Source organism: Kitasatospora sp. NPDC051164 (genome assembly GCF_044455625.1).
Taxonomy (GTDB): Bacteria; Actinomycetota; Actinomycetes; order Streptomycetales; family Streptomycetaceae; genus Kitasatospora.
In genome coordinates this window covers 204,328-227,352 of sequence record NZ_JBITFB010000004.1, presented here as the reverse complement: position 1 = coordinate 227,352, position 23,025 = coordinate 204,328, and the positions used below count along the sequence as shown (strand labels likewise).

The 23,025-nt window shown below is 73.2% G+C and carries 22 protein-coding genes and 1 other RNA gene; 11 read left to right on the top strand and 12 right to left on the bottom strand.

The window, feature by feature from the left end; all coding sequences use genetic code 11:
- Nucleotides 1–60: 60 nt before the first annotated feature.
- Together ACIBEC_RS08075 and rnpB are read left to right on the top strand one after the other, a co-directional pair.
- The gene (locus tag ACIBEC_RS08075; protein ID WP_360492699.1) at nucleotides 61–1,566 is read left to right on the top strand and encodes an MFS transporter; all 1,506 of its coding nucleotides are present in this window, start codon (nucleotides 61–63) and stop codon (nucleotides 1,564–1,566) included.
- A gap of 13 nt (nucleotides 1,567–1,579) precedes the next feature.
- Nucleotides 1,580–1,977: RNase P RNA component class A (rnpB, locus tag ACIBEC_RS08070), an RNA gene on the top strand.
- 62 nt (nucleotides 1,978–2,039) lie between these two features.
- On the opposite strand, the gene ACIBEC_RS08065 is transcribed toward rnpB, so the two are convergent.
- Nucleotides 2,040–2,297: a Prokaryotic metallothionein gene (locus ACIBEC_RS08065; protein ID WP_360492696.1), complete on the bottom strand. Its 258-nt coding sequence runs from the start codon at nucleotides 2,295–2,297 to the stop codon at nucleotides 2,040–2,042.
- Nucleotides 2,298–2,421: 124 nt separating this feature from the next.
- On the bottom strand, nucleotides 2,422–2,814 hold the full coding sequence (locus ACIBEC_RS08060) for an ACT domain-containing protein (protein WP_360492694.1): 393 nt from the start codon (nucleotides 2,812–2,814) through the stop codon (nucleotides 2,422–2,424).
- A 213-nt stretch (nucleotides 2,815–3,027) separates the two neighbouring features.
- Here ACIBEC_RS08060 and ACIBEC_RS08055 point away from each other — a divergent pair, with 213 nt between their 5' ends.
- Nucleotides 3,028–3,705 (top strand): PadR family transcriptional regulator, encoded by a 678-nt coding sequence (locus ACIBEC_RS08055; RefSeq protein WP_396287791.1) that lies wholly within the window; start codon nucleotides 3,028–3,030, stop codon nucleotides 3,703–3,705.
- 67 nt (nucleotides 3,706–3,772) lie between these two features.
- On the opposite strand, the gene ACIBEC_RS08050 is transcribed toward ACIBEC_RS08055, so the two are convergent.
- Complete coding sequence (locus ACIBEC_RS08050) at nucleotides 3,773–3,970, bottom strand: hypothetical protein (protein WP_360492688.1); 198 nt, start codon at nucleotides 3,968–3,970, stop codon at nucleotides 3,773–3,775.
- Nucleotides 3,971–4,026: 56 nt separating this feature from the next.
- The gene (locus ACIBEC_RS08045; RefSeq protein WP_360492685.1) at nucleotides 4,027–4,257 is read right to left on the bottom strand and encodes a hypothetical protein; all 231 of its coding nucleotides are present in this window, start codon (nucleotides 4,255–4,257) and stop codon (nucleotides 4,027–4,029) included.
- 473 nt (nucleotides 4,258–4,730) lie between these two features.
- On the opposite strand from ACIBEC_RS08045, the gene ACIBEC_RS08040 reads away from it, so the two are divergent.
- Nucleotides 4,731–5,432 (top strand): bifunctional DNA primase/polymerase, encoded by a 702-nt coding sequence (locus ACIBEC_RS08040; protein ID WP_360492683.1) that lies wholly within the window; start codon nucleotides 4,731–4,733, stop codon nucleotides 5,430–5,432.
- 191 nt (nucleotides 5,433–5,623) lie between these two features.
- Here ACIBEC_RS08040 and map read toward each other — a convergent pair whose 3' ends face one another.
- Nucleotides 5,624–6,469 carry a type I methionyl aminopeptidase gene (gene map, locus ACIBEC_RS08035; protein ID WP_360492680.1) on the bottom strand — a complete coding sequence of 282 codons (846 nt, stop codon included), beginning with the start codon at nucleotides 6,467–6,469 and terminating at the stop codon, nucleotides 5,624–5,626.
- A gap of 119 nt (nucleotides 6,470–6,588) precedes the next feature.
- Between map and ACIBEC_RS08030 the strand changes: the two genes are divergently transcribed.
- Nucleotides 6,589–6,816 carry a hypothetical protein gene (locus ACIBEC_RS08030; protein ID WP_360492677.1) on the top strand — a complete coding sequence of 76 codons (228 nt, stop codon included), beginning with the start codon at nucleotides 6,589–6,591 and terminating at the stop codon, nucleotides 6,814–6,816.
- 45 nt (nucleotides 6,817–6,861) lie between these two features.
- Here ACIBEC_RS08030 and ACIBEC_RS08025 read toward each other — a convergent pair whose 3' ends face one another.
- Nucleotides 6,862–7,620, bottom strand: a complete 759-nt coding sequence (locus tag ACIBEC_RS08025; protein ID WP_360492674.1) for a hypothetical protein — start codon at nucleotides 7,618–7,620, stop codon at nucleotides 6,862–6,864.
- A 91-nt stretch (nucleotides 7,621–7,711) separates the two neighbouring features.
- Nucleotides 7,712–8,317, bottom strand: a complete 606-nt coding sequence (locus ACIBEC_RS08020) for a hypothetical protein (RefSeq protein ID WP_360492671.1) — start codon at nucleotides 8,315–8,317, stop codon at nucleotides 7,712–7,714.
- A gap of 47 nt (nucleotides 8,318–8,364) precedes the next feature.
- On the opposite strand from ACIBEC_RS08020, the gene npdG reads away from it, so the two are divergent.
- Nucleotides 8,365–9,057: an NADPH-dependent F420 reductase gene (gene npdG, locus ACIBEC_RS08015; protein ID WP_360492668.1), complete on the top strand. Its 693-nt coding sequence runs from the start codon at nucleotides 8,365–8,367 to the stop codon at nucleotides 9,055–9,057.
- A 130-nt stretch (nucleotides 9,058–9,187) separates the two neighbouring features.
- Nucleotides 9,188–9,382 carry a hypothetical protein gene (locus ACIBEC_RS08010; protein WP_360492665.1) on the top strand — a complete coding sequence of 65 codons (195 nt, stop codon included), beginning with the start codon at nucleotides 9,188–9,190 and terminating at the stop codon, nucleotides 9,380–9,382.
- A gap of 38 nt (nucleotides 9,383–9,420) precedes the next feature.
- On the opposite strand, the gene ACIBEC_RS08005 is transcribed toward ACIBEC_RS08010, so the two are convergent.
- On the bottom strand, nucleotides 9,421–10,236 hold the full coding sequence (locus ACIBEC_RS08005; RefSeq protein WP_360492663.1) for a site-2 protease family protein: 816 nt from the start codon (nucleotides 10,234–10,236) through the stop codon (nucleotides 9,421–9,423).
- 249 nt (nucleotides 10,237–10,485) lie between these two features.
- On the opposite strand from ACIBEC_RS08005, the gene ACIBEC_RS08000 reads away from it, so the two are divergent.
- Nucleotides 10,486–13,923, top strand: coding sequence for a BTAD domain-containing putative transcriptional regulator (locus ACIBEC_RS08000; RefSeq protein ID WP_360492660.1), 3,438 nt, complete (start codon nucleotides 10,486–10,488; stop codon nucleotides 13,921–13,923).
- Nucleotides 13,924–14,098: 175 nt separating this feature from the next.
- On the opposite strand, the gene ACIBEC_RS07995 is transcribed toward ACIBEC_RS08000, so the two are convergent.
- The 3 genes from ACIBEC_RS07995 to panB all read right to left on the bottom strand — a co-directional run bounded on the left by ACIBEC_RS07995 (nucleotide 14,099) and on the right by panB (nucleotide 16,956).
- On the bottom strand, nucleotides 14,099–14,911 hold the full coding sequence (locus ACIBEC_RS07995) for an ABC transporter permease (RefSeq protein WP_360492657.1): 813 nt from the start codon (nucleotides 14,909–14,911) through the stop codon (nucleotides 14,099–14,101).
- Nucleotides 14,908–15,927 carry an ATP-binding cassette domain-containing protein gene (locus ACIBEC_RS07990; RefSeq protein WP_360492654.1) on the bottom strand — a complete coding sequence of 340 codons (1,020 nt, stop codon included), beginning with the start codon at nucleotides 15,925–15,927 and terminating at the stop codon, nucleotides 14,908–14,910. The genes ACIBEC_RS07995 and ACIBEC_RS07990 overlap by 4 nt, the downstream gene beginning before the upstream one ends.
- A 159-nt stretch (nucleotides 15,928–16,086) precedes the next feature.
- Nucleotides 16,087–16,956, bottom strand: a complete 870-nt coding sequence (panB, locus tag ACIBEC_RS07985) for a 3-methyl-2-oxobutanoate hydroxymethyltransferase (protein ID WP_360492651.1) — start codon at nucleotides 16,954–16,956, stop codon at nucleotides 16,087–16,089.
- 288 nt (nucleotides 16,957–17,244) lie between these two features.
- Between panB and ACIBEC_RS07980 the strand changes: the two genes are divergently transcribed.
- The 3 genes from ACIBEC_RS07980 (at nucleotide 17,245) to ACIBEC_RS07970 (ending at nucleotide 21,044) form a co-directional block, all read left to right on the top strand.
- Entirely contained in the window at nucleotides 17,245–18,861 is a 1,617-nt protein-coding gene (locus tag ACIBEC_RS07980; RefSeq protein ID WP_360492648.1) for an MFS transporter, read from the top strand.
- A gap of 198 nt (nucleotides 18,862–19,059) precedes the next feature.
- The gene (locus tag ACIBEC_RS07975; protein WP_360492645.1) at nucleotides 19,060–19,731 is read left to right on the top strand and encodes a TetR/AcrR family transcriptional regulator; all 672 of its coding nucleotides are present in this window, start codon (nucleotides 19,060–19,062) and stop codon (nucleotides 19,729–19,731) included.
- A 260-nt stretch (nucleotides 19,732–19,991) separates the two neighbouring features.
- Nucleotides 19,992–21,044 (top strand): endonuclease/exonuclease/phosphatase family protein, encoded by a 1,053-nt coding sequence (locus ACIBEC_RS07970; RefSeq protein WP_360492642.1) that lies wholly within the window; start codon nucleotides 19,992–19,994, stop codon nucleotides 21,042–21,044.
- A gap of 8 nt (nucleotides 21,045–21,052) precedes the next feature.
- On the opposite strand, the gene ACIBEC_RS07965 is transcribed toward ACIBEC_RS07970, so the two are convergent.
- Nucleotides 21,053–22,807 (bottom strand): NAD+ synthase, encoded by a 1,755-nt coding sequence (locus ACIBEC_RS07965; protein ID WP_360492639.1) that lies wholly within the window; start codon nucleotides 22,805–22,807, stop codon nucleotides 21,053–21,055.
- Nucleotides 22,808–23,025: the final 218 nt, after the last annotated feature.

Here is a 23,025-nt window from a genome sequence, read left to right as displayed (position 1 = left end):
CGCCACCCGTACGGTCCGTCCCGCCACCCCGCCCCCGGGTCTGGGTGGGAGGATCGGTGCGTGCTTGATGCCCCCCAGTCCTCCACCCTCGCGCCCGCGCCCGCGTCCGGGCGGCGCCGCCGTCTGCTCGTCCTGGCGATCTGCTGCCTGAGCCTGTTCATCGTGGGCCTCGACAACACCGTGGTGAACATCGCCCTGCCCGCGATCCAGCGGGACCTGAACGCCCCGGCGTCCGGGCTGCAGTGGATCATCGACGCCTACACCCTGGTGCTGGCCTCGCTGCTGATGCTGTTCGGCTCGGTGGCCGACCGGTTCGGCCGCCGCCGGGTGTTCCAGACCGGGCTGGTGTGCTTCGCGCTCGGCTCGCTGCTGTGCAGCCTGGCGCCGAGCCTGGAGTGGCTGGTGGCGTTCCGGGCGCTGCAGGCGGTGGGCGGCTCGATGCTCAACCCGGTGGCGATGTCGATCATCACCAACACCTTCACCGACCCGAAGGAGCGGGCCCAGGCGATCGGCGTCTGGGGCGGCGTGGTCGGGATCTCGATGGCGCTCGGCCCGCTGCTCGGCGGCTTCCTGGTGGACGGCGCGGGCTGGCCGTCGATCTTCCTGATCAACGTCCCGGTCGCGCTGGCCGCCATCGTGCTGACGGCCCGCTACGTCCCGGAGTCCCGCTCGCCCCGGCCGCGCCGACTCGACCCGGTGGGGCAGCTGCTGATGGTCGTGCTGCTCGGCTGCGGCACCGCCGCGATCATCGAGGGCCCGGGCAACGGCTGGACCTCCCCGCTGATCCTCGCGCTCGCCGCGGCCGCCGTGGCCGCGTTGGTCGCCTTCCCGCTGTGGGAGCGGCGGGTGGCCGAGCCGCTGGTGGACCCGCGGTTCTTCGCCAGCGCGCCGTTCGCCGGGGCGACCGTCACCGCGGTCTGCGCCTTCGCCGCCCTCGGAGGCTTCCTCTTCCTCAACACCCTCTACCTGCAGAACGTCCGGCACTACGGCCCGGTCGAGGCCGGCCTGTGGACGCTGCCGATGGCCGGGCTGATGCTGGTCTGCGCGCCGCTGTCCGGACGGATCGTCGGCAGCCGGGGCCCGCGGCTGCCGCTGGTCGCGGCCGGGCTCGGCCTCGCCGCGAGCGGGGTGCTGCTCACCCGGCTCTCCGCCGACTCCCCGGCGGCGCTGCTGCTGGTCGCCTACGCGCTGTTCGGCTTCGGCTTCGGCATGGTCAACGCGCCGATCACCAACGCCGCCGTCTCCGGCATGCCGCGCGCCCAGGCGGGCGTGGCGGCCGCGGTCGCCTCGACCAGCCGTCAGATCGGCCAGTCCCTGGGCGTCGCGGTGATCGGCACGGTCGTCACCTCGGCCGTGGTCGGCCCGGTCGCGACCGGCTTCGCCCCGGCCAGCCACGCCGGCTGGTGGATCCTGGTCGGCCTCGGCGGCGCGATCCTCCTCCTCGGCCTGGCCACCACCACCGCCTGGGCGAGCGCGACGGCCGCCCGGGTGGCCGCACGCCTCGGCGGCGAGCCCCCGGCCGTCCGGTCCGATGTACGGGAGGCGCCGCCCGAGCGGCTACGATGACCACTACGGCGGAAGAGTCGGCCGGGCGGTCGCGACGGGTCACCAGACCCGCCGAGGAACGTCCGGGCTCCACAGAGCAGGGTGGTGGGTAACGCCCACCCGGGGTGACCCGCGGGACAGTGCCACAGAAAACAGACCGCCCACCGCTTTCGTGGTGGGTAAGGGTGAAACGGTGGTGTAAGAGACCACCAGCGACCGGGGTGACCCGGCCGGCTAGGTAAACCCCACCTGGAGCAAGGTCAGGATCGGCGCCCTCGGGCGCCGTGCGCGGACGATTGAAGGCTGCTCGCCCGAGTCCGCGGGTAGACCGCACGAGGCTGTCGGCAACGGCAGCCCTAGATGGATGGCCGCCTCCCCGGGCCGCGCAAGCAACCCGGGAGACAGAACCCGGCGTACAGGCCGACTCTTCCGCCCCTTCCCCGCCCCCTGTGCGGGGGGACGACCCCGCCTCCTGGGCGGGGAACGCCCCGCGACTACGCGGGATGCGCGCCCACGGCGTCGCGGATCTGCTCGCCGAGGCCGCCGTTGACCCGGGCGCAGTTGGCGCAGCAGAAGAACATCCCGGCCACTTCGACGCCGTGGCCCACGATCCGGACGTTGCAGTGCTCGCAGCGCGGCGCGAGCTTCTCCATCGCGCACTCGAAGCTGTCGAACGTGTAGGTGTCGCCGGTGACCGTCTTGATCTCGAAGGCCAGCCAGTAGTCGTTGCCGCAGGTCACGCAGATGGCCATGGCGGCCGTCTCCTTCCGGTGGGGCCGCCCCCGGCGGGGCGGCTGTTCCCAGTGTCGAAGGCCCGGTCGGTGGCGGCCACCCGGCGGGACTGTCGGGCGGACGGCGGGAGTCCCAGGAAGGGCTCTAGCGTTCGGCGAGCTCCGTCAGGGCCTGGACGGCGCGTTCCGCGTCGTCGGCGGCGACGAACAGGTGGTCGTGGTGGAAGCCGGCCACCACGTTGCAGCTGATCCCGTCCTCGGCGAGCCGCCCGGCCACGGCCGCGGTCAGGCCGACGGCCTCCAGGGCCGAGTGGATCTGCAGGGTGATCCAGGCCGCCACGTACTCGTAGCGCAGCCCGAGCGCGTCCGCCTCCTCCTGGGTGACCACCACCGTCACCCCCTCGGGCTCGGCGACGGTCACCACCGGCCGCATGCCTGCGGGCACCTTCGCGGGGAGCGTGCAGTAGACGTACCGCCCCGGGTTGAGCTGCGGGCGCATTCCGCGCAGCAGCGTCGCAAGATCTCGTTCTCCGGCCATGCCCGCCACCGTAGCGGCTGGGTGGTGGACGCGCCCGGGGCGTGGCGGCCGTGTCGGGAACGGCGCAAGGGGGCTGTCGGGGAATCGTCGGGGGAACTGTCGGCGGGCTGTCGGCGGCTATCGGTCAATCGTTGACGAGCGACAGTCACCGATATATCGTCGAACTATCGAGACAGTAACTCGACTGTTTCGGCGAACCAGGAGGTGGGCGCCATGCGCTCAGGAATGCGATTTCGTGGAGAGGGCCCGCGCGGCGGCGGTCGCCGGCGTGGGCCGGGGCCCGAGTTCCGGGAGATGCCCGGGGAGGGCTTCGAAGGCCGGGAGGCGTTCGGCGGGTTCGGTCCGCCGTTCGGCGGCGGCGGCCCCGGGCGGCCGATGGGCGGCCCCTTCGGGCACGGCTTCGGCGGACACGGCGGCCGGCGGGGCGGCCCGCACGGGCGGCGTGGCGGCCGGGCGCGACGCGGCGACGTCCGCGCCTCGCTGCTCGCGCTGCTCAAGGAACGGCCGATGCACGGCTACGAGATGATCGCCGAGATCACCGAGCGGACCGGCGGGGCCTGGCGGCCCAGCCCGGGCTCGATCTACCCCAACCTCCAGCTGCTGGAGGAGGAGGGCCTGATCACCGCCGAGGAGGTCGGCGGCAAGCGGCTGGTCTCGCTCACCGATTCGGGCCGGGCCGTGGCCGAGGCCGGACCGGCGGAGCCGTGGGCGGAAGCCGGCCGGGAGGTCGACTGGGAGGCCGTCCAGGAGGTCGGCCAGGCGCTCGCCGCGGTCGACCAGGCGGTCCAGCAGGTCATGCGGACCGGCACCGAGGCGCAGCGCGCCAAGGGCCTCGCCGTACTGACCGAAGCCCGCAAGAAGCTGTACCTCATCCTCGCCGAGGATGACTGACCGGCGCGGGGGGAAGCGGGCCGGCGTGACGGGCGGTGCCGCTGCTCACCGGCGGGCCACGAGCTGCCTACGGGCGGACCACGAACAGGGCCACGCAGACCAGCAGCAGCACCGCCCAACCGAACCAGAGCCAGCCGTTGGGCCCGATCGTCACCGTGTAGAGGCTCACCGCCAGCAGCAGCACCCCGGTGACCCCGGCGACCTGCCGGTTGTGGTGCGCGACCGCCGCCCGGGCACTGCGCGGGTGTCGTACCGTCCTGGCCATGCCGACCTCCCGGGAAGGCGATGGGGGAGCGGGCGGCCCGCCGGCCGGAGGCTCCGTCAGCCGGAAGCCTTGGCGGAGGCCGCCTCGTCGTACTCGTAACGCCAGAACCAGCTCAGGCCCCGAACCTGCTTGGCCCGGACGTACACCAGTGTGCGCGCGGCGACCTCACCGTGCGCGGGGACCGGGACCTTGTACTTCTTGGGCACGCCGAGCATCGGCCCCAGCGGGATCGGGAGGATCTTCCCGTCCAGGGGGCCGCCGACGAATGCGGTGTCCGCGCTCTTCACCCCTCCAGGGTCTCACCTCCGCGCGGGTGACCGGGGTCCCCCCGAGGTGACCGGGAACACCCCGGTGGGAGGGGGAACGGGAGGCCTCGTGAGGGCGGAGTGCCGGGAGTGTGCCCGGGGTGCGTGCGGGAGTGTGACCGGAGAGGCACCGCCCCCGGTCATCCGGAGGGCCCGCGCACCCCTATCCTTTCCTGTACGCCCTCGGGGTTCACCCGGGTCAGCGGGCCCCGTACGGGCCGGGCGAGGCGCGAATCCGCGTGCTCTCCGGCCGATCCGGCGCGGACAGCGTGCTGCCGCGACTTCGTACCGTGACCCGGGCGTCGGCCGTCCGGTGACCCCGGGCCGCGGTCGACAGGGCGCGGACGGCAAGGTCGAGCACCCCGGGGAAGCAGCGGGGGGCGCCGTGCGTTGCGTCGAGTGGTACGTCGAACGCTGTGCCGCACCAGGCACGGCAGTTGCGCGGAAGGGGCCCGATGGAAGCCGGCGGCAGGTGGACGACCTGGTGGCAGAAGCGTGAGCGTCAGCGGGCCCGGGCGGGGGACCCGGACGGCCCGGCCGTAGGACTCGATCAACTGCTCGGCGCGGCACGCGCCGGATTCCCGCTCGCCCCGGCCGCTCACCCGGCCGGCTACCGCTGTTCCTGTGACCGGGTGGCCTGTCCGGCCCCGGCCCAGCACCCGGTCTCCTTCGCCTGGCAGACCCAGGCCACGACCGACCCCGAACAGCTCTCCCGCTGGCTCGCCCGCGACCCGCAGGCCAACTTCATCACCGCCACCGGCCGGGTGCACGACGTCCTGGACGTCCCGGCCGAGGCCGGACGGCTGGCGCTGGAACGACTCACCGCGGCGGGCGTCGAAGGCCCGGTCGCCGCCGTCGGCGAGGACCGCTACCTGTTCTTCACCGCCACCCGCGGCACCCCGCAGGACGAGGACGAGTGGTGGCCGAGCGCGCTCGACTCCACCCCGGACACCATGTCCGAACACCCCGGCCTGCGCTGGCACTGCCGCGGCTCGTACACCCTGCTCCCGCCGGCCGCACTGCCGGACGGCTCCCAGGTGCGGTGGCTGCGCGGGCCCGAGCAGCCACTGCCGGACCCGCTGCGCGTCCTGGACGTGCTGACCGACGCCTGCACCGAGGTGGGCGCCGTCGCCGAGGAGCAGTGGCTCATCGGCTGACGGGCCGTTATTCGCCCGCTCGCCTCCGGGGCGCTCTGACCCGGTGCCGACGGTCGGCGCTCCGATGCCCTCGTTCCTCGGGCCTCCTCGCTTCTCCCTTTCGGCGCCGGCGCGCCCCTTCGGCTCGGGGCGTGGGCTCGCCCGCTCGCCTCCGGGCCGAAGGGGCGCGGGGCGGCTGCCCCGACGCGGGGTCACGGCAGGGTGAGGATCTCCGCGCCGTCCGCCGTGACCACCAGGGTGTGCTCGAACTGGGCGGTGCGCTTGCGGTCCTTGGTGACGACCGTCCAGCCGTCCGGCCACATCTCGTAGTCGTAGGTGCCCAGGGTCAGCATCGGCTCGATGGTGAAGGTCATGCCCGGCTTGATCACCTCGGTGGCCCGCTCGCTGTCGTAGTGCGGGATGATCAGGCCGGAGTGGAACGACGTGTTGATGCCGTGTCCGGTGAAGTCCCGCACCACGCCGTAGTCGAAGCGCTTGGCGTAGGACTCGATGACCCGGCCGATGACGTTGATCTGACGGCCCGGCTTGACCGCCTTGATCGCCCGGTTGAGGGATTCCCGGGTGCGCTCGACCAGCAGCCGGGACTCCTCGTCCACGTCGCCGACCAGGTAGGTGGCGTTGAGGTCGCCGTGCACCCCGTGGATGTACGCGGTGGCGTCGATGTTGATGATGTCGCCGTCCTGCAGCACGGTCGAGTCCGGGATGCCGTGGCAGATCACCTCGTTGATCGAGGTGCACACCGACTTGGGGAAGCCCCGGTAGCCGAGGTCGGACGGGTAGGCGCCGTGGTCGCACATGTACGCGTGGGCGACGGCGTCCAGCGCGTCCGTGGTGACGCCGGGGGCGATCAGCTTGGCCGCCTCCTCCATCGCCCGGGCCGCGATCCCGCCCGCGATCCGCATCTTCTCGATCGTCTCGGCGGTCTGCACCTCGGGCCCGGTGTACGGCGTCGGGGCGGGCCGCCCGACGTACTCGGGGCGCGCGATGTGTGCCGGGACCTTGCGGGTGGGGGACTGGATGCCGGGTACGAGAGCCATGGCCGCGAGTCTAGTCGCCGGGCCCCGGCCGGACGGGCGGTGTGCGGAGCCCTCCGGGCCGGGGAATGATCGGTATCGACCCCAGCTGTGAACGCCGACCGACTGAACGGGAGAACACCATGCCCCTCGGATTCCACCGCAAGCCGACCGGGAAGCCCGGCGAGTGGTTCTACTGCATCAAGCACGCCAAGGTCGAGGAGGGCCCGGAGTGCCCGGCCAAGGACCGCCTGGGGCCGTACGACAGCCCTGCGGAGGCCGCTCAGGCGCTGCAGATCGCGGACGAGCGCAACCGGGAGTGGCGCAACGACCCGCGGTGGACCGACAAGCCGAAGGACGGGGCCGAGTAGGCCGACACCGGGCAGGTCGGTGCCGGGTGACCGACGCCGGGCAGGTCAGCGCGGCTCGGGGGCGGTGAAGTACTCCTCGTCCACGCTCAGCACGACGAGGCGCCGCCCGCCCGCGAGCGCCTGGGCGGCGGCCTGGTCCACGGGCATCGCGGGCCTGGACTCCCGGTCGGCCCAGGCCTTCGTGGCGGCGTTCGGCGCGGAGAGCGTCCAGGGGAAGCCCACACCCGGGGTCGGGGGGCCGCCCGCGTCCTTCCGTTCGTCGAAGGCCAGGCTCACCCCGAGCAGGTCGTGCTCGCCGTCGCTGCGCGGGAAGCCGTACCAGAGTCCCTCGCCCGGCCGGGGCGAGGCGTTGGAGTCGACGGTTAGGGCGCCCTGGGCGGTCATCGCCTGCTCCCAGCGCGATCGGGCCTGCTGCGGATCGCCGCTCACCGCGAGGTACTTGACCACCTGTCGACGGCACTTCGGGGCCGGCCAGTGCGCCCCGAACCCGTCCGACCGGCTGGGATCGACCCCGCAGCCGTCCTGGACGCCCTCGCCGATCACCTGGGCGCCGGAGAGCGCCGGGAGCAGCGTGGCCAGCCGCCGGTCGATCTCGGCGGTGAGGGCCTGGTCGGCGGCGGCCACCTCGGAGGAGGCGGCCAGGGCCGCGACGTCCGGCACCGGCGAGTCGAGCGTGGTGCCGACCGCCGGACGGGCCTGATCCGCCACCTTGTTTCCTCGCGACAGCGCCCAGCCGAGCGAGCCGACCACGGAGGTCACGACGACCACCACCGCCGCCCACTGCTTCCAGCCCCCGGTCTTCATGCCCGGCAGTCTAGGGCGCGGCCGTCGCCCGCGTGGCTGCCGAGCTCCAAGCACCTGAACAGCGTCCACGCCGCCGGATTCGGCGACGGGCCTACCAGCGGCTGATCGTGGGGGCCGCGGTGAGTCGGGCGGCCAGGTCGGCCAGGCGGTCGAGGGTGGTGCGGCGGCCGGGGGGCTGTCCGGCGGCGGTGCTGACCAGGTGTTGGGCGAGGTCGAAGGGTTCCTCTGCGGCGGTGCCGACGGCCAGTCGCTCGTGCGCGAGCCCGTCGAGGTCGCTCGGGGTGGTGGGGGCGGCGCCGTCGACGGCGAGGACGGTCGCGCCGTGCCGTCGGGCGTCGTGCACCCGTTCCAGCAGCGGAGTGCCGGCCGCCTCCGGGGCGACCACCAGGACGGTGGCGCCGCGTCCGGCGTCGGTGAGCCGCCGCAGGCCGTGCGCGAGGTGGGGTGGGGCGCCGGCCGGTGGGCGGTGCCGCAGCAGGGTGGGTGCCAGCCGGGGGACGGCTGACCAGGCGGCCTCGTCCTCGAGGTGGGCGGCCAGGTGCCAGGGCTCGTACGCCTCGGTGCCGACCAGCAGCAGCCCGCCGGCCCCGCGCCGTTCCACCGAGTGCCGCAGTGACGCGGCGAAGTCCCCGACCGTCTCCCACCAGCCCGTGCCGGACAGCCGTTCACGGAGTGCCGAAACTCTCACCGCGTCCATGCGGGCCAGGATGTCGCGCCGGGCCGGGGATTTGGCAGGATCGGCCCATGACTTCCCTCGATTCAGCGACAAACCCGGCCCATGAGCTGCCGGACGTCTCGCAGCTGGTGGTCGGTGTCCTCGGCGGCACCGGTGACCAGGGGCGTGGTTTGGCCCTGCGGCTGGCCAAGGCCGGCCAGCAGGTGATCATCGGTTCCCGGGATGCCGCCCGGGCCGAGGCCTCGGCCGCCGAGCTGGGCCTCGGCGTGCGCGGCGCCGACAACGCCACCGTCGCCCGGGAGAGCGACGTGGTGATCATCGCGGTTCCGTGGGACGGCCACGCCGCGACGCTGACCGCGCTGCGCGAGGACCTGTCCGGCAAGATCGTCGTCGACTGCGTGAACCCGCTCGGCTTCGACAAGCAGGGCGCGTACGCGCTGAAGCCGGAGGAGGGCAGCGCCGCCCAGCAGGCCGCTGCGCTGCTGCCGGACTCCCGGGTCACCGCCGCCTTCCACCACCTCTCGGCGGTGCTGCTGCAGGACGAGTCGGTGGAGTCGATCGACACCGACGTCATGGTGCTGGGCGAGGACCGGGCCGCCACCGACATCGTGCGCGCCCTGGCCGCCCGGATCCCCGGCATGCGCGGCATCTACGCGGGCCGGCTGCGCAACGCCCACCAGGTCGAGGCGCTGGTGGCCAACCTGATCTCGGTCAACCGCCGCTACAAGGCCCACGCGGGCCTGCGGATCACCGACGTGTGACCGATGGACGCCGTGTCGACCTCACCCCTGGACCCGCTCCGGAGGTGAGGTCGGCGACAATGGGTGCGGCCGCAACCCGGCCCGGCCGCACCCGTTTCGCCGGCCGCACCCGTTCGAGGAGCCTTCCGCCATGCCCCGCACGTCCCTGCTCGCCCTGATCGTCGTCGTCCTCGCGCTGGCGGCCGCCGTCTTCTCGCTGACCCAGGGCCTGTGGCTGGGCCTGATCTGGGTGCCGCTGGCCGGCGTGGCCAGCAACGTGCTGTGGCTGAACCGCCGCCGGGCGAAGATCGCCGAGGCCGCCGCCTCGGCCGCCGAGCGGGGCTAGCAGGAGCTGGCGCCGGGCTGGTTCGGGCTGGTTCCGGGCTAGTTCTTCCAGAAGCTGAACAGGTACCGGCCGAGCGTCGCGTAGTCCTGGTCCACGCCGAAGAGGTTCATCATGTCGTGGACGATCCCGAAGAAGAACGAGTTCACCGAGGGCTGCCACAGCAGCGCGAAGATCGCGAGCATCCCGTACGGCGCGAACGGCTCGACGGCGCGTCGCGTCTTGTACGACAGCCAGGGCTCGACGATGCCGTATCCGTCCAGGCCGGGCACCGGCAGCAGGTTCAGCACCGCCGCGCTGAGCTGGAGGAAGCCGAGGAAGCCGAGCGCGCCGGAGAACGGCGAGATGGTCAGCTCGTAGCCGTTCCAGAACGCGTGCACCGTCGGGTCGTCCAGCCAGCCCGCGCCGATCGGGATCAGCAGCGCCGCCGCGATCACCAGGTTGACCAGCGGCCCGGCCGCCGAGATCAGGCTGTGCTTGAGCCGGCCCTGGATGCGGTGCCGCTCGATCCACACCGAGCCGCCGGGCAGGCCGATGCCGCCGAGGATCACGAAGACGATCGGCAGCACGAAGCTGAGCAGCACGTTGGCGTACTTCAGCGGGTTGAGCGTGAGGTAGCCCTTGGCGCCGACGGTGATGTCGCCGCCGTGCAGCGCGGTGCGCGCGTGGGCGTACTCGTGCAGGCAGAGCGAGACCATCCAGCCCGCGACCACGAACAGGAACACCCCGAACGAGGCGTTGCCGTAGCCCGAGTACACCGCCCAGCCGGAGGTGCCGAATATGGCGAGGAGTACCCAGAACACCGGGCTGATCCGGCGGTCCTCGCTGCGGGAGCGCGGCGTGGCGGCGAAGGTCATGGTGTGGATGCTCCGTGGGCAGGGGGAGGGCGGGATACGGGCCGGGGTCGATCATGCCGGGCGGGCCGGTGAGCGGACAAGCCGCTCCGGGTGAACGTCCCAACACCCGGCCGCGTTCCGTCGCGGGCAGGGGTCGCAGGGCGGCGGGCAGGGGTCGCAGGGCTGCGGGCATGGGGCAGGGGCAGCGGGTGCCGGGGCCGCCAGCACAATTGTGCGGCCGTACCCCCGCCGATCGACCAGAATGGTCCGGTGCACTACGGCATCCTCGGGACGACCACGGCCCACCACGACGACGGAACCCCGGTGCCGCTCGGCGGCGCCCGGCTCCGGGCGCTGCTCACCGCACTGACCCTGCGGCAGGGCCGCCCGGTGCCGGCCGACCTGTTGGTGGACGAGGTGTGGGACGCCGACCCGCCGCAGGACTCCTCCGCCGCGCTGCAGACCCTGGTCGGCCGGCTGCGCCGCACCATCGGCCGGGACGAGATCGGCTCCGGCCCGGCCGGGTACTGGCTGACCGGCCCCGGCACCGACCTCGCCGACTTCCAGCGGCTGAGCGCCGAGGGCCGCCGCGCCCTGGACGCCGGGGACCACGCGGCCGCCGCCGAGCGGCTGCGCGCCGCCCTGGCGCTGTGGCGCGGCCACGCCCTCGCCGACCTGCCGGACCGCACCGGGCCGGCCGCCCGGCTGGAGGCCCAGCGCGAGGAGGCCCGCCGGCACCGGATCACCGCCGATCTCGGGCTCGGCCGGGCCGCCGACCTGGTCGCCGAACTCGCCGAGCTGTGCGAGCGGCAGCCGCTGGACGAACCACTGCAGCTGTTGATGATCCGGGCGCTGCGCGAGAGCGGCCGGACGGCCGACGCGCTGCGCCACTACGAGCGGACCAGGCGCGCCCTGGCCGATGAGCTCGGCGTCGACCCGGGTCGACAACTCCAGTCCGTGTACGCCGAGTTGCTCGCCCCCGCCGTGGAGAAGGAATCGACGCCGGCGCCGGAGCCGGCCAGGGCCGCCGCGACGCCCCAACCTCCGCGCGCCGGCGGCAACCTGCGCAGCCGGCTGACCAGCTTCGTCGGCCGGGAGGCGGATCTCGCCGCGCTGCGCGACCTGCTGGCGGAGCGTCGGCTGGTGACGCTGACCGGCCCCGGCGGCTCCGGCAAGACCAGTCTCTCGGTCGAGGCCGGCCGGGCCGAACAGTCCGCCGGGGCCTGGCCGGACGGCGTCTGGGTGGCCGAACTCGCCCCGCTGGAGAGCCCGGACGCGGTGCCCGCCGCCGTGGTCTCCGCGCTCGGCCTGCGCGAGATCGTGCTGCACAGCACCAGCATGGTCGCCGAGGTGATCGAGAAGCGGGTCGAGAACCCGGTGCGCCGGCTGGTCGAGCACTGCGGCCACCGCCGGATGCTGCTCGTCCTGGACAACTGCGAGCACCTGATCCAGGCCGCCGCCGACCTCGCCGACGTGCTGCTCGCCGAGTGTCCCGGGCTGACCGTGCTCGCCACCAGCCGCGAGCCGCTCGGCGTGCCCGGCGAGACGGTGCTGCCGGTCGAGCCGCTGCCCGACCCGGTCGCGCTGCGGCTGTTCGCCGAGCGCGCCGCCACCGCCCGTCCCGGCTTCGACCCGCAGGGCGACCCGGCGGCCTGCGCCGAGATATGCCGCCGACTGGACGGGCTGCCGCTGGCCATCGAGCTGGCCGCCGCCCGGCTGCGGGTGATGACGGCCCGCCAGATAGCCGACCGGCTGGACGGCCGGTTCGCGCTGCTCACCGCGGGCAGCCGCACCCTCCTGCCGCGTCAGCAGACCCTGCGCGCGGTGGTCGACTGGAGCTGGGACCTGCTGGGCAAGCGGGAGCGCGCGGTGCTGCGCCGGCTCTCGGTGTTCTCCGGCGGCTGGCAGCTGGAGGACGCCGAGGCGGTCTGCGCCGACGGCCTCGACGTGGCTCCCGGGGAGGTCGCCGACCTGCTGTTGTCGCTGGTCGACAAGTCGCTGCTGGTCGCCGACCTGGACGGCGCCAGCCTGCCGCGCTACCGGATGCTGGAGACCATCCACGAGTACGCGGACGAGCGGCTCGCCGGGTCCGCCGCCGAGCGCGCCGCCACCGAGGCCCGCCACCTGGCGCACTTCCGTGCCCTGGTCGCCGAGGCCGACCGGTACATCCACGGCCCCCAGCAGCTGCACTGGCTGACGGTGCTGGATCGCGAGCAGGACAACATCCGGGCCGTGCTGCGCCGCGCGGTCGACCTGCGGGACGAGGAGCAGGCGCTGGTCCTGTGCCTCGGCATGAGCTGGTACTGGTCGCTGCGCGGCTACAGCATGGAGGCCCGTAACTGGTACAACGCGGTCGCCGCCCTGGGACCGGACCCGCTCGCTCCGGACGTCCCGCCGCCGGTGCCGTTGGAGCGCGGCGTGCTCGCGTACGGCGTGCCGATGCCCGACGGCGTGGTGGAGGAGGCCCGCCGGCTGCTCGCGATGTACCAGCTGATCGGGCTGTTCGAGGGGAACCTGGACGTGATCGGCGACCAGGACGCGGTCGCCGTCGCCCAGGGGCTGCTGGACGTCTACACCCCGGAGCTGCCGCAGGGCTACCGGTTCCCGGCGCTGATGCGGGTGTTCGGCGCCTTCCTGTCCGGCCGGCCGGAACTGATGAAGGACCTGCTGGACGACGCCGTGCGCGGCTGCGAACAGTACGGCGGGTCGAGCGACCTGGCGTTCATCCTGCAGGTCCGGGCCCGGATGCTGAACGACTGGCCGAGCGGTGCGGATCAGAGCGTCGCGGACGGCGAGCGCTCGCTGGAGCTGTACGAGCGGGCCGGCAACCTCTGGGGGGTCTCCCAGGCGCTGGCCGCCCACGGCGAGAGCCTGGCCAATCGGGGCGAGTCCGAGGCCGCCGCGGCCGCGTACGCGCGGGCGATCGAGCTGGCCGAGGAGCTGGGGGCGCCGCAGGAGATCCCGATCCTGCAGGTGCACCTCGGCACCGCCCTGCTGGAGTACGACATGGAGCGCGGCGAGCGGGTGATCCGGGAGGCGCTGGCCTCCATCGTCTCCCCGGCGGGCACCGACCAGTCCACCACCGGCGCCCTGATGTTCGGCCACCTGACGCTCAGCGGCATCCACGCCCAGCGCGGCGAGTACGGGCCGGCCCTGGCCGAGCTGGACAGGCTCGAGGTGGTCAACGTGGGCGGCTTCGCGCCGAGCGTCGTGGCCGGGCTGTTGACCAGCGCCCGGGGCTGGATCACGGCCCGGGCCGGCGACCCGGACCGGGGCCTCGCCCTGCTGCGCGAGGGCCGGCGGCTGCTGCGCTCGCTCACGGCCGCGAGCGGCTTCGCCGAGCACATGACGGTGATGGTGGTTCCCGCCGTCATCGCGGTGCTGTGCACCTTCGCCGAGCGCGACGGGGACCTGGCGCGGGCCGAGGTGGCAGCCGTGCTGACCGGTGCGTACGGCGGGCTGCACGGCCCGAAGGGCGGCTACCTCGACCGGGTCGAGCGCGAGCGTTCCGTCGGCGTCCTGCGGGAGCTGCTCGGCACCGAGGCGTTCGAGAAGGCCCGCGCCCGCGGTGACGAGATGACCCAGCAGCAGACCCACGAGCTGCTGGAGGAGTTGATCGGTGAGCAGTCAGGCGAGCAGTCAGGCGAGCAGTCGGGCGAGCAGTCGGGCGAGCAGCCGGTCGACCTGGCGGGCGAGCAGTCGGGCTAGCGGCCGGGCGAGCGGCCGGGCGAGCGGTGAGGGCCCGGCCGGCCGGTGACCGTCCCCTGGTCACCGGCCCGCCGGGCCCGGACGACGGCCGGCGCCTGTCCCGGGCAGCCGGCCGCCCTGCCCGCCGCCCCTCCTTCCGAGGAGGGCCGGCGGAGGCCTTCTTCGCGAAGAGGGGTCAGGTCCGCTTGCGGAACCGGGCCACCGCGAGCGGGGCGAAGACCGCGGTGATGGCGGCGGACCAGATCATCACGATCATCACCGGGTGGGCCACCGGGCCCTGGCCGTTGAGCAGCGCCCGGGAGGCGTCGGCCAGTGCGGACAGCGGGTTGACCTTGGTGAAGGACTGCAGCCAGCCCGGCATCGTGCTGGTCGGGGCGAAGATCGAGCTGCCGAACTGCATCGGCATCAGGACCAGCATGGCCACGCCCTGGACGGCCTGGGCGCTGCGCAGCGCCATGCCCAGCAGCATCGATATCCAGACGATCGACATGCCGAACACCAGGGCCAGGCCGATCGTGGCCAGTACCTCCAGGAGGCCGGTCTTCACCTCGAAGCCGATGCACATCGCGAAGCCGATCAGGATCGCGAAGGAGAGCAGCCCGCGGAGGGTCTCGGCGGCGATCTTGGAGAGCAGGACGGAGGCCCGGCCGATCGGCAGGGTCCGGAAGCGGTCCATCACGCCGGTCTGGAAGTCGCTGTTGAGGCCGGTGCCGACGGCCATCGCGAGGGTGAGGCCGGTCTGCCCGAGCAGGCCGGGGACCAGGTACTGCCGGTAGGTGTCCTGGTCGCCGGCCATCGCCCCGCCGAAGACGTAGACGAACAGCACGGTGAAGATCACCGGCATCAGCACGGCGTCGAACATCGACTCCGGGTCGGCCTTGATCCGCATCAGGTTGCGCCGGGTCAGCGCGCCGACGTGGCGCAGTGTCCCGGACAGGCCGATCCGGGAGTCCTCGACCCGGGCGGGGGCGAGCGTGGCGGTGGTCATGCGACGGGCTCCTTGGCGAGGATGGGGGCGGGCGCCGCGTCGGCGGGCTTGCCGGTGATGGCGAGGAAGACCTCGTCGAGGCTGGGCACCTTGGTGTCGATGCCGGCGATCGCGAAGCCGCGGCCACCGAGCACGCCGATCACCGCGGTCAGCTGCTCGTCGCCGGTGATCGGCACCGCGAGCAGGCCGGTGTCGGCGGAGTAGGTGGCGGTGCTGACGCCGTTGTCGCGCAGGCAGCGGGCCATCCCGGGCAGATCGGCCGGGTCGGCCGGGCGGACCTGAAGGGTCTGGCCGCCGACCTTGGCCTTGAGTTCGGACACCAGGCCGTTGGCGATGACCTTGCCGCGGTCGATGACGGTCAGCTCGTTCGCGAGCTGCTCCGCCTCCTCCATGTACTGGGTGGTCAGCAGCACGGTGGTGCCCTCGGCGACCATCCGCTGCACCTCGTCCCAGACCTCGTTGCGGGTGCGCGGGTCCAGGCCGGTGGTGGGCTCGTCCAGGTAGAGCACCCGGGGGCGGCCGATCATGCTGGCGGCCAGGTCGAGGCGGCGGCGCATGCCGCCGGAGTAGGTCTTGGCGGTCCGCTTGGCGGCCTCGGTGAGCGAGAACCGCTCCAGCAGCTCGTTCGCGCGGGTCCTGGCCTCACGGCGGGAGAGGTCGAGCAGGCGGCCGATCAGGTAGAGGTTCTCGTACCCGGAGAGGAGCTCGTCGACGGAGGCGTACTGGCCGGTGAGGCCGATCGTGCGGCGCAGCTGCTTGGGCTGGCGCAGGACGTCGTAGCCGCCGACGTAGGCGGTGCCGGCGTCCGGCTTGATCAGGGTGGAGAGGACCCGGACCAGGGTGGTCTTGCCCGCGCCGTTGGGGCCGAGCACGCCGAGGACGGTGCCCTCCCGCACGGTGAGGTCGACCCCGTCGAGGGCCTTGGTGGTGCCGTACTGCTTGACGATGCCGCGGACCTCGACGGCGTTGCCGGCGGCGGCTCCCCGGTCGTTCGGGGCGGTGGCGATTCGTGTCATGCCACCAGGTTGTCCGCCCCGGCTGTCAGCCCCCTGTCAGCGTGGCGGCGGCCGCGGCGGTCCGCTGCCAGGCGGCTGTCACGCCGCTGTCAGCGCAGTCCGGGCATGACAGCGGCCCCGCTCCGAGCCCTTCGGTTCGGAGCAGGGCCGGACGGCCGGTCAGTGGAAGCTGTGCTCCTCCGCGGGGAAGGCGCCGCCGCGGACGTCCTCGTCGAAGGCCCGGGCTGCGTCGCCCAGAACGGCTCGCAGGTTGGCGTACTGCTTGACGAACTTCGGCACCCGGCCGGCCGTCATGCCGGCCATGTCGGTCCAGACCAGCACCTGGGCGTCGGTGTCGGGGCCGCCGCCGATGCCGACGGTCGGGATCGCGAGCTGCTCGGTGACCTGGGCGGCCAGTTCGGCCGGCACGGCCTCCAGCACCACCGAGAAGGCGCCCGCCTGCTGGACCGCCTTGGCGTCGCGCAGCAGCTGGTGCGCCGCCTCGTCGCCGCGGCCCTGGACCGGGTAGCCGCCGAAGGCGTGTACGGACTGCGGGGTGAGGCCGATGTGCGCCATCACCGGGATGCCGGCCTCGACCAGCAGCTCGATCGAGCGGGCGCTGCGCTCGCCGCCCTCCAGCTTGACCGCGCCGACCCCGGCCTCCTTCATCAGCCGGGCCGCGTTGTGCATGGCCTGCGCGGGGGACTCCTGGTACGAGCCGAACGGCAGGTCGGCGACGATCATCGACCGCTTGGTGCCGCGGACGACGGCGGCGGAGAGCATCACCATCTGATCCATGGTCACCGGGACGGTGGTCTCGTAGCCGAGGTGGCAGTTGCCCGCCGAGTCGCCGACCAGCAGCACCGGGATGCCGGCCTCGTCGAACACGCCCGCGGTCAGGGCGTCGTAGGCGGTGAGCATCGACCACTTCTCGCCGCGCTGCTTGGCGGAGGCGAGGTCGCGGACGGTGATGCGGCGGCTGGTGACCCCACCGTAGAGGGTGGCGGTCGACGCCTGGTTCTGGGCAGGCGAAGGCGAAGAAGCGTTCATGGAACGGACTCCTGAAGGGTTGTCGTCTCGTGGCGCCGTGCGGCGTCCCCGGATCACCTCCATGCTTGCACGCCCCGGCGCGCGCGCAAAGAGGGGTGCGTTCGTCCCGGTGCGATCCGTGACACACCCGGGCCCGTCGCCTCGGACGGCGGCCTCGGGCTTTGCCTCGTTTTTACGAAACGGGGTCGTCTCGTATCGTATTCCCCGCTACTCTGGTGCGGGGGGTTACGAGACGTTTCCGACTCGGAATTGCCCGCCAGTGCCACGCCAACACGGACGGGAAGACCAATGACCACCGCAGCCGCGCCACCCCGTGTGCCGGAAGCCATCCACCGTCGGCGCTGGGCGATCCTCTGCACCCTCGTGCTCGCCCTGCTCGTCGTCGTGCTCGACAACTCGATCCTCAACGTCGCGATGAAGACCATCGCGACCCCCGCTCCGGTCGGCCTCGGCGCCACCCAGAGCGACCTGGAGTGGTCGATCAACTCCTACACCCTGGTGTTCGCCGGGCTGCTCTTCACCTCGGGCCTGCTCGGCGACCGCTTCGGCCGCAAGCTCGCCCTGCTGGCCGGCATGGTGGTCTTCGGCATCGCCTCGCTGCTGTCCTCGATGGCCGGCTCGCCCGGTGAACTCATCGGCTTCCGCGGCCTGATGGGCGTCGGCGCCGCGCTCGCGATGCCCGCCACGCTGGCGATCATCATGAACGTCTTCGAACGCTCCGAGCAGCCCAAGGCGATCGGCATCTGGGCGGGCGCGGTCGGCCTGGCCATCGCCATCGGCCCGATCACCGGCGGCCTGCTGATCGAGCACTTCTGGTGGGGCTCGGTCTTCCTGATCAACGTCCCGATCGTGATCGTCGCGGTGATCGCGATGGTGATCCTGGTGCCCGAGTCCAAGGACCCCAACCCGGGCAAGCTCGACCCGGTCGGCGTGCTGCTGTCGATCATCGGCCTGGTCGCGCTGATCTACGGCATCATCAAGGGCGGCGAGCTGGCCGACTTCACCGCCGTCGAGGCCTGGGCGCCGACCCTGACCGGTGTGGTCGCGCTGGTCGCCTTCGTCTGGTTCGAGCGCCGCACCGCGTTCCCCGCGCTGGACGTCTCCTGGTTCCGCAACAAGGTGTTCAGCGCCTCCGTGGTGGTCGTCGGCGTGATCTTCTTCGCGCTGATGGGCGTCTCCTTCTTCGGCGTCTTCTACATCCAGAGCGTGCGCGGCTACAGCGCGCTGCAGGCCGGTCTGCTGATGCTGCCGCTGGCCGTCGCCCAGCTGCTGTTCGCGCCGCGGGCCCGGCTGGTGGTCGACCGTTTCGGTGTCGCCGCCACCGCCGCGACCGGCATGGTGCTGGTCGCGCTCGGCTTCGTCGGCTACATCGTGCTGACCGCCACCACCCCGATCTGGGTGCTGATCGTGCTCGGCCTGGTGATGGGCGCCGGCATGGCGCACGTCATGCCGCCGGTCACCGTCGCGATCATGGGCTCGCTGCCCCGCGAGAAGGCCGGCGCCGGTTCGGCCGTCAACAACACCTTCCGTCAGGTCGGCGGCTCGCTGGGCGTCGCCGTGCTCGGCGCGGTGCTCTCCACCGTCTACCGCGACGGGATGTCCGACACGCTGAACCAGCTGCCCGAGAACCTGCGCGACAAGGCCGGCGAGTCGCTGGAGGCCACCCTGGCCATCGCCGACCGGATCCCCGGCGGCAAGGCCCTGATCGCCCCGGCGAACGACTCCTTCATCCACGCCATGCACGTGGTCGCCTCGCTCTCGGTGGGCATCTCGCTGGTCGGCGCGCTGGTCGCCTGGTTCCTGCTGCCGCGCCGCATCGCCGCCCCCGGCGCTCCGGCCGCCCCGGCCGGTCCGGCGGGCGAGCAGGCGGACGCGAGCCGGGAGACCGCGGCCGCGGAGGCCTGACCGGCGGCCGGGTCGCAGGACGGCTCGGGCCGGACCACGGCTCGGGCCGCAGGACAGTCGAGAGACAATGGCCCTGCCGACCGGTGCACCCGGTCGGCAGGGCCTCGGCCCGGCGGCGGGCCCCCGCCCGCCGTACGGACCGCCCATGACACGGACGGCGCCCGCGCGCCCCGGGGACAGCGAGGGAGAACAACGGGGATGAAGACGGACACCCCGACCGCCGACACCGAGCAGGACTGCGCCGCCGACGCCGACGCCGACGCCGACGCCGGCCAGGCCTGCGCCGCCGCACGCCGCGGCCGGCCGCGCAGCGAGGCCGCCGAACAGGCCATCTTCACCGCGGTGGTGGACCTCATGGCGAGCGGCACCACGATGTCCGAGCTCACCATCGAGGGCATCGCCACCGCCGCCGGCGTCGGCAAGGCCACCATCTACCGGCGCTGGCCCAACAAGGAGGCCCTGCTCGTCGACGTGGTCGGCAAGCTGGAGGCCCCGATGCCGGAGCCGAGCGGCGGCGGCGTTCGGGCCGACCTGATCGAGATGGTCGACTACATGCGCCGGCGCGGCCTCGCCAAGCGCACCCGCTGGGTGCTCAAGGCCGCCATGGGCCAGATGCAGAGCCTGCCCGAGCTGCACAACGTGTACCGCGAGCGGGTGGTCAAGCCGCGCCGCGACGCGGGGCTGGACCTGATCCGCCGTGCCATGGACGAGGGCGTGCTCCGCTCCGACCTCGACCTGGACCTGCTCGGCGACCTGCTGATGGGCCCGATCCTCTACCGCAGCATCCTGTGGGACGACTCCGACCTGGAGGACCCGGACCTGGCCCGCAAGATGGTCGACGCGCTGCTCCAGGGCCTCGCGCCGCGCTGACCCCGGGCCGCCGTCGAGCCGTCCTCCAGCAGCCGTCGGGCCGTCGTCGGGCCGCACCGGACTGCCACCGGAGCGTCCTGACGGGACGTGGCCTAACTCACCAAACCGGGCCACGCCGGAACCCGCTCCGGGAGCGTGACGTCTGTCCCGGCATAGGCTGAGCCGGGAATCCGATCGAACCGGCACCGGTCCGGTGCTGCGCCGTGGGAACGGGCCCGGCACCAGACTGGCGGACGGCACGAGCGAACGGGAGCCACGGAATGGCGCAGGCGGACAGGACCGAACGGATCGCGGCCCCCGGAGGTGCCGACGACTCGGCCCCGGCGGTCCGGTTCGGCGGCCTCCTCGGCCTGCGGGACTGGGGCAGGGACGCCCGCGGCGCCACCACCTGGCGGCGCGGCCTGGTGGTCGCCGTCCTGGCCGGGCTCACCGCCGCGCTGCTCGCCTTCCACGCCGAGGTGCCCAACAGCGTCGGCAACCTCGGCAGCCTGCTGGAGACCTTCCTGCCCTGGCTGGGCCTGGCCGTCCCGGTGCTGCTGGTGCCCGCGCTGCTGCGCCGCTCCGCCACCGCGCTGCTCGCCCTGCTGTTGCCCGTCGTGCTCTGGGTCAACCTGTTCGGCGGCCTGCTGACCGACAAGAGCGGCGGCAAGGGCGACTGGACGGTGGTCAGCCACAACGTGGCCGCCGCCAACACCGACGTGCCGGGCACCATCCGGGGGCTGGTCGCCTCCGGCGCCCAGGTCGTCGCCCTGCAGGAACTGGCGGGCAGGGCGATGCGCTCGTACGAGACCGGGCTCGCCGAGGCCTACCCGTACCACACGGTGGAGGGCACGGTCGGGCTCTGGTCGAAGTACCCGATCAGCGGGGTCGCGCCGGTGGACCTCAAGATGGGCTGGACCAGGGCGTTCCGGGCCCAGGTCGGCACCCCGCAGGGCCCGGTCGCGGTGTACGTCGCGCACCTGCCCTCGGTGCGGCTGAAGGCCGAGGGCGGCTTCACCGTCAACCAGCGGGACGCCAGCGCGCAGGCGCTCGGCGACGCGATCGAGGCCGAGCCGCTCAAGAAGGTGCTGCTGCTCGGCGATCTCAACGGCACCATGAACGACCGCAGCCTGGCGCCGGTCACCTCGCAGATGCGCTCGGCCCAGGGCGCCGCCGGGGACGGCTTCGGCTTCAGCTGGCCGGCGGCCTTCCCGATGGCCCGGATCGACCAGATCATGAGCAAGGGCGGGCTCGAACCGGTCGACTCCCGCACCCTGCCCCGGGACGGCAGCGACCACCTCCCGGTGGTCGCCACCTACCGGTACGACGCGTAGCGCTCGTCTCAGCCGCGCCGCCAGCGGTTGGTGATCGGCAGTCGGCGGTCCCGGCCGAAGTTCTTGACCGAGATCTTCGGGCCCGGCGGGTACTGGCGCCGCTTGTACTCGGCGGTGTCGACGAGCCGCACCACCCGGTCCACCACGGCCGGGTCGAAGCCTGCCGCCACGATCGCGTCCCGGCCCTCGTCGCCCTCGATGTAGCGCGCCAGCACGCTGTCCAGCAGGTCGTAGTCGGGCAGCGAGTCGCTGTCCACCTGGTCCGGCCGCAGCTCGGCGGACGGCGGCTTGACGATGGTGTTCTCCGGAATCGGCGCCACCTCGCCGCGCCGCTCGGCCTCCTCGTTGCGCCAGCGGGCCAGCCGGAAGATCAGGGACTTGTAGACGTCCTTGATCGGCCCGAACGCGCCCACCGAGTCGCCGTACAGGGTCGAGTAGCCGACGGCCAGCTCGCTCTTGTTGCCGGGCGCGAGCACGATGTGCCCCTCCTGGTTGGAGATCGCCATCAGCAGGGTGCCGCGCAGTCGGGACTGCAGGTTCTCCTCGGCCAGGCCGGTCAGCTCGGTGGCGGCCAGGTAGGCGTCGAACATCGGGGCGATGGAGACGGTCCGGAAGTGCAGCCCGGTGCGGCGGGCCAGCTCGGCCGCGTCGTCCTTGGAGTGCTCGGAGGAGTAGCGGCTGGGCATCGAGACGCAGTGGACGTTCTCGGCGCCGATCGCGTCCACCGCGATCGAGGCCACCAGCGCCGAGTCGATGCCACCGGACAGGCCGATCAGCACCGACCTGAAGCCGTTCTTGGCGACGTACGCCCGGGTGCCGGAGACCAGCGCGGCCCAGATCTCGGCCTCGTCGGACAGCCGCGGCGCGACCTCGGCGGTCAGCTGCTCGGTGGGCACGGGCTGCGGCTCGCCGTCCAGCTCGGTGCGGACCAGGTGCAGCCCGTCGCTCAGCAGCAGGCCGTCGGTGTGGTCGCTGCTGGCGGCCGGCAGGTCGAGGTCCAGCACCAGCAGGTGCTCCTCGAACTGCGGGGAGCGGGCGAGGACTTCGCCGTCCGCGCCGACCACGATCGAGTCGCCGTCGAAGACCAGCTCGTCCTGGCCGCCGACCATGTTGACGTACGCCAGGGCGCAGCCCGCCTCGGCGGCCCGGCGCCGGACCAGCTCCAGCCGCTGGTCGTCCTTGTTCCGCTCGTACGGCGAGCCGTTGATCACCAGCAGCAGCCCGGCCTCGGCCTCGCGGGCCGCGGTGACCCGGCCGCCGTCCTGCCAGATGTCCTCGCAGACGGCCAGCGCGACGTCCACCCCGTGCACCCGGACCACCGGCAGCTGGTCGCCCGGGACGAACCAGCGGAACTCGTCGAACACGCCGTAGTTGGGCAGGTGGTGCTTGGCGAAGCGGGTCACGACCTCGCCCCGGTGCAGCACGGCGGCGCAGTTCTGCGGCGACCCGGCCGGGCGGTTGAAGCGCGGCGAGGCGTGCTCGGAGCGCCCGAGGTAGCCGACCACCACCGGCACCTCGCCCAGCCCGTCGGCCGCCAGCCGGCCGGCCAGCTCGACCAGCGCGCCGCGGGAGGCCTCGACGAAGGAGCGCCGCAGGGCGAGGTCCTCGACCGGGTACCCGGTGAGGGCCATCTCGGGGAAGGCGACCAGCTGCGCGCCGGCCTCGACGGCCTGCCTGGTCCAGCGCACCACCTCATCGCTGTTGCGGGCGAGGTCACCGACCCAGGGGTCGATCTGGCTCAGGGCGAGACGGAGATTGGGCATGCCCCCGAGTGTAATCGTCTATCTGACGCAATGTCCCGCGAGGGGGGTCGGTCCAGGGTCGGTCCGAAGCCGGCCCGGGGTTGTTCCGCGGTTGTTCCGGGGCTGTTCCCGGGCCGATCCAGGGGGTCGGCACTGCCGGACCGGGCGGTGATCGGCCATGATGGGGGCATTCGCCGCCAGGGGTCTTCCGGAGGCCGCCCGGGCGTAACACGAGCGTA

Coding starts and splice junctions, on each gene's coding strand:
- ACIBEC_RS08020 (WP_360492671.1), bottom strand. CDS start 8,317: ATGGACGCGGTGAGAGTTTCGGCACTCCGTGAACGGCTGTCCGGCACG.
- ACIBEC_RS07970 (WP_360492642.1), top strand. CDS start 19,992: ATGGCGCAGGCGGACAGGACCGAACGGATCGCGGCCCCCGGAGGTGCC.
- ACIBEC_RS07995 (WP_360492657.1), bottom strand. CDS start 14,911: ATGACCACCGCCACGCTCGCCCCCGCCCGGGTCGAGGACTCCCGGATC.
- ACIBEC_RS08050 (WP_360492688.1), bottom strand. CDS start 3,970: ATGGCCAGGACGGTACGACACCCGCGCAGTGCCCGGGCGGCGGTCGCG.
- ACIBEC_RS08005 (WP_360492663.1), bottom strand. CDS start 10,236: ATGACCTTCGCCGCCACGCCGCGCTCCCGCAGCGAGGACCGCCGGATC.
- map (WP_360492680.1), bottom strand. CDS start 6,469: ATGGCTCTCGTACCCGGCATCCAGTCCCCCACCCGCAAGGTCCCGGCA.
- panB (WP_360492651.1), bottom strand. CDS start 16,956: ATGAACGCTTCTTCGCCTTCGCCTGCCCAGAACCAGGCGTCGACCGCC.
- ACIBEC_RS08055 (WP_396287791.1), top strand. CDS start 3,028: ATGCGCTCAGGAATGCGATTTCGTGGAGAGGGCCCGCGCGGCGGCGGT.
- ACIBEC_RS07980 (WP_360492648.1), top strand. CDS start 17,245: ATGACCACCGCAGCCGCGCCACCCCGTGTGCCGGAAGCCATCCACCGT.
- ACIBEC_RS08025 (WP_360492674.1), bottom strand. CDS start 7,620: ATGAAGACCGGGGGCTGGAAGCAGTGGGCGGCGGTGGTGGTCGTCGTG.
- ACIBEC_RS08010 (WP_360492665.1), top strand. CDS start 9,188: ATGCCCCGCACGTCCCTGCTCGCCCTGATCGTCGTCGTCCTCGCGCTG.
- ACIBEC_RS08030 (WP_360492677.1), top strand. CDS start 6,589: ATGCCCCTCGGATTCCACCGCAAGCCGACCGGGAAGCCCGGCGAGTGG.
- ACIBEC_RS08040 (WP_360492683.1), top strand. CDS start 4,731: ATGGAAGCCGGCGGCAGGTGGACGACCTGGTGGCAGAAGCGTGAGCGT.
- ACIBEC_RS07990 (WP_360492654.1), bottom strand. CDS start 15,927: ATGACACGAATCGCCACCGCCCCGAACGACCGGGGAGCCGCCGCCGGC.
- ACIBEC_RS08065 (WP_360492696.1), bottom strand. CDS start 2,297: ATGGCCATCTGCGTGACCTGCGGCAACGACTACTGGCTGGCCTTCGAG.
- ACIBEC_RS07965 (WP_360492639.1), bottom strand. CDS start 22,807: ATGCCCAATCTCCGTCTCGCCCTGAGCCAGATCGACCCCTGGGTCGGT.
- ACIBEC_RS08060 (WP_360492694.1), bottom strand. CDS start 2,814: ATGGCCGGAGAACGAGATCTTGCGACGCTGCTGCGCGGAATGCGCCCG.
- ACIBEC_RS07975 (WP_360492645.1), top strand. CDS start 19,060: ATGAAGACGGACACCCCGACCGCCGACACCGAGCAGGACTGCGCCGCC.
- npdG (WP_360492668.1), top strand. CDS start 8,365: ATGACTTCCCTCGATTCAGCGACAAACCCGGCCCATGAGCTGCCGGAC.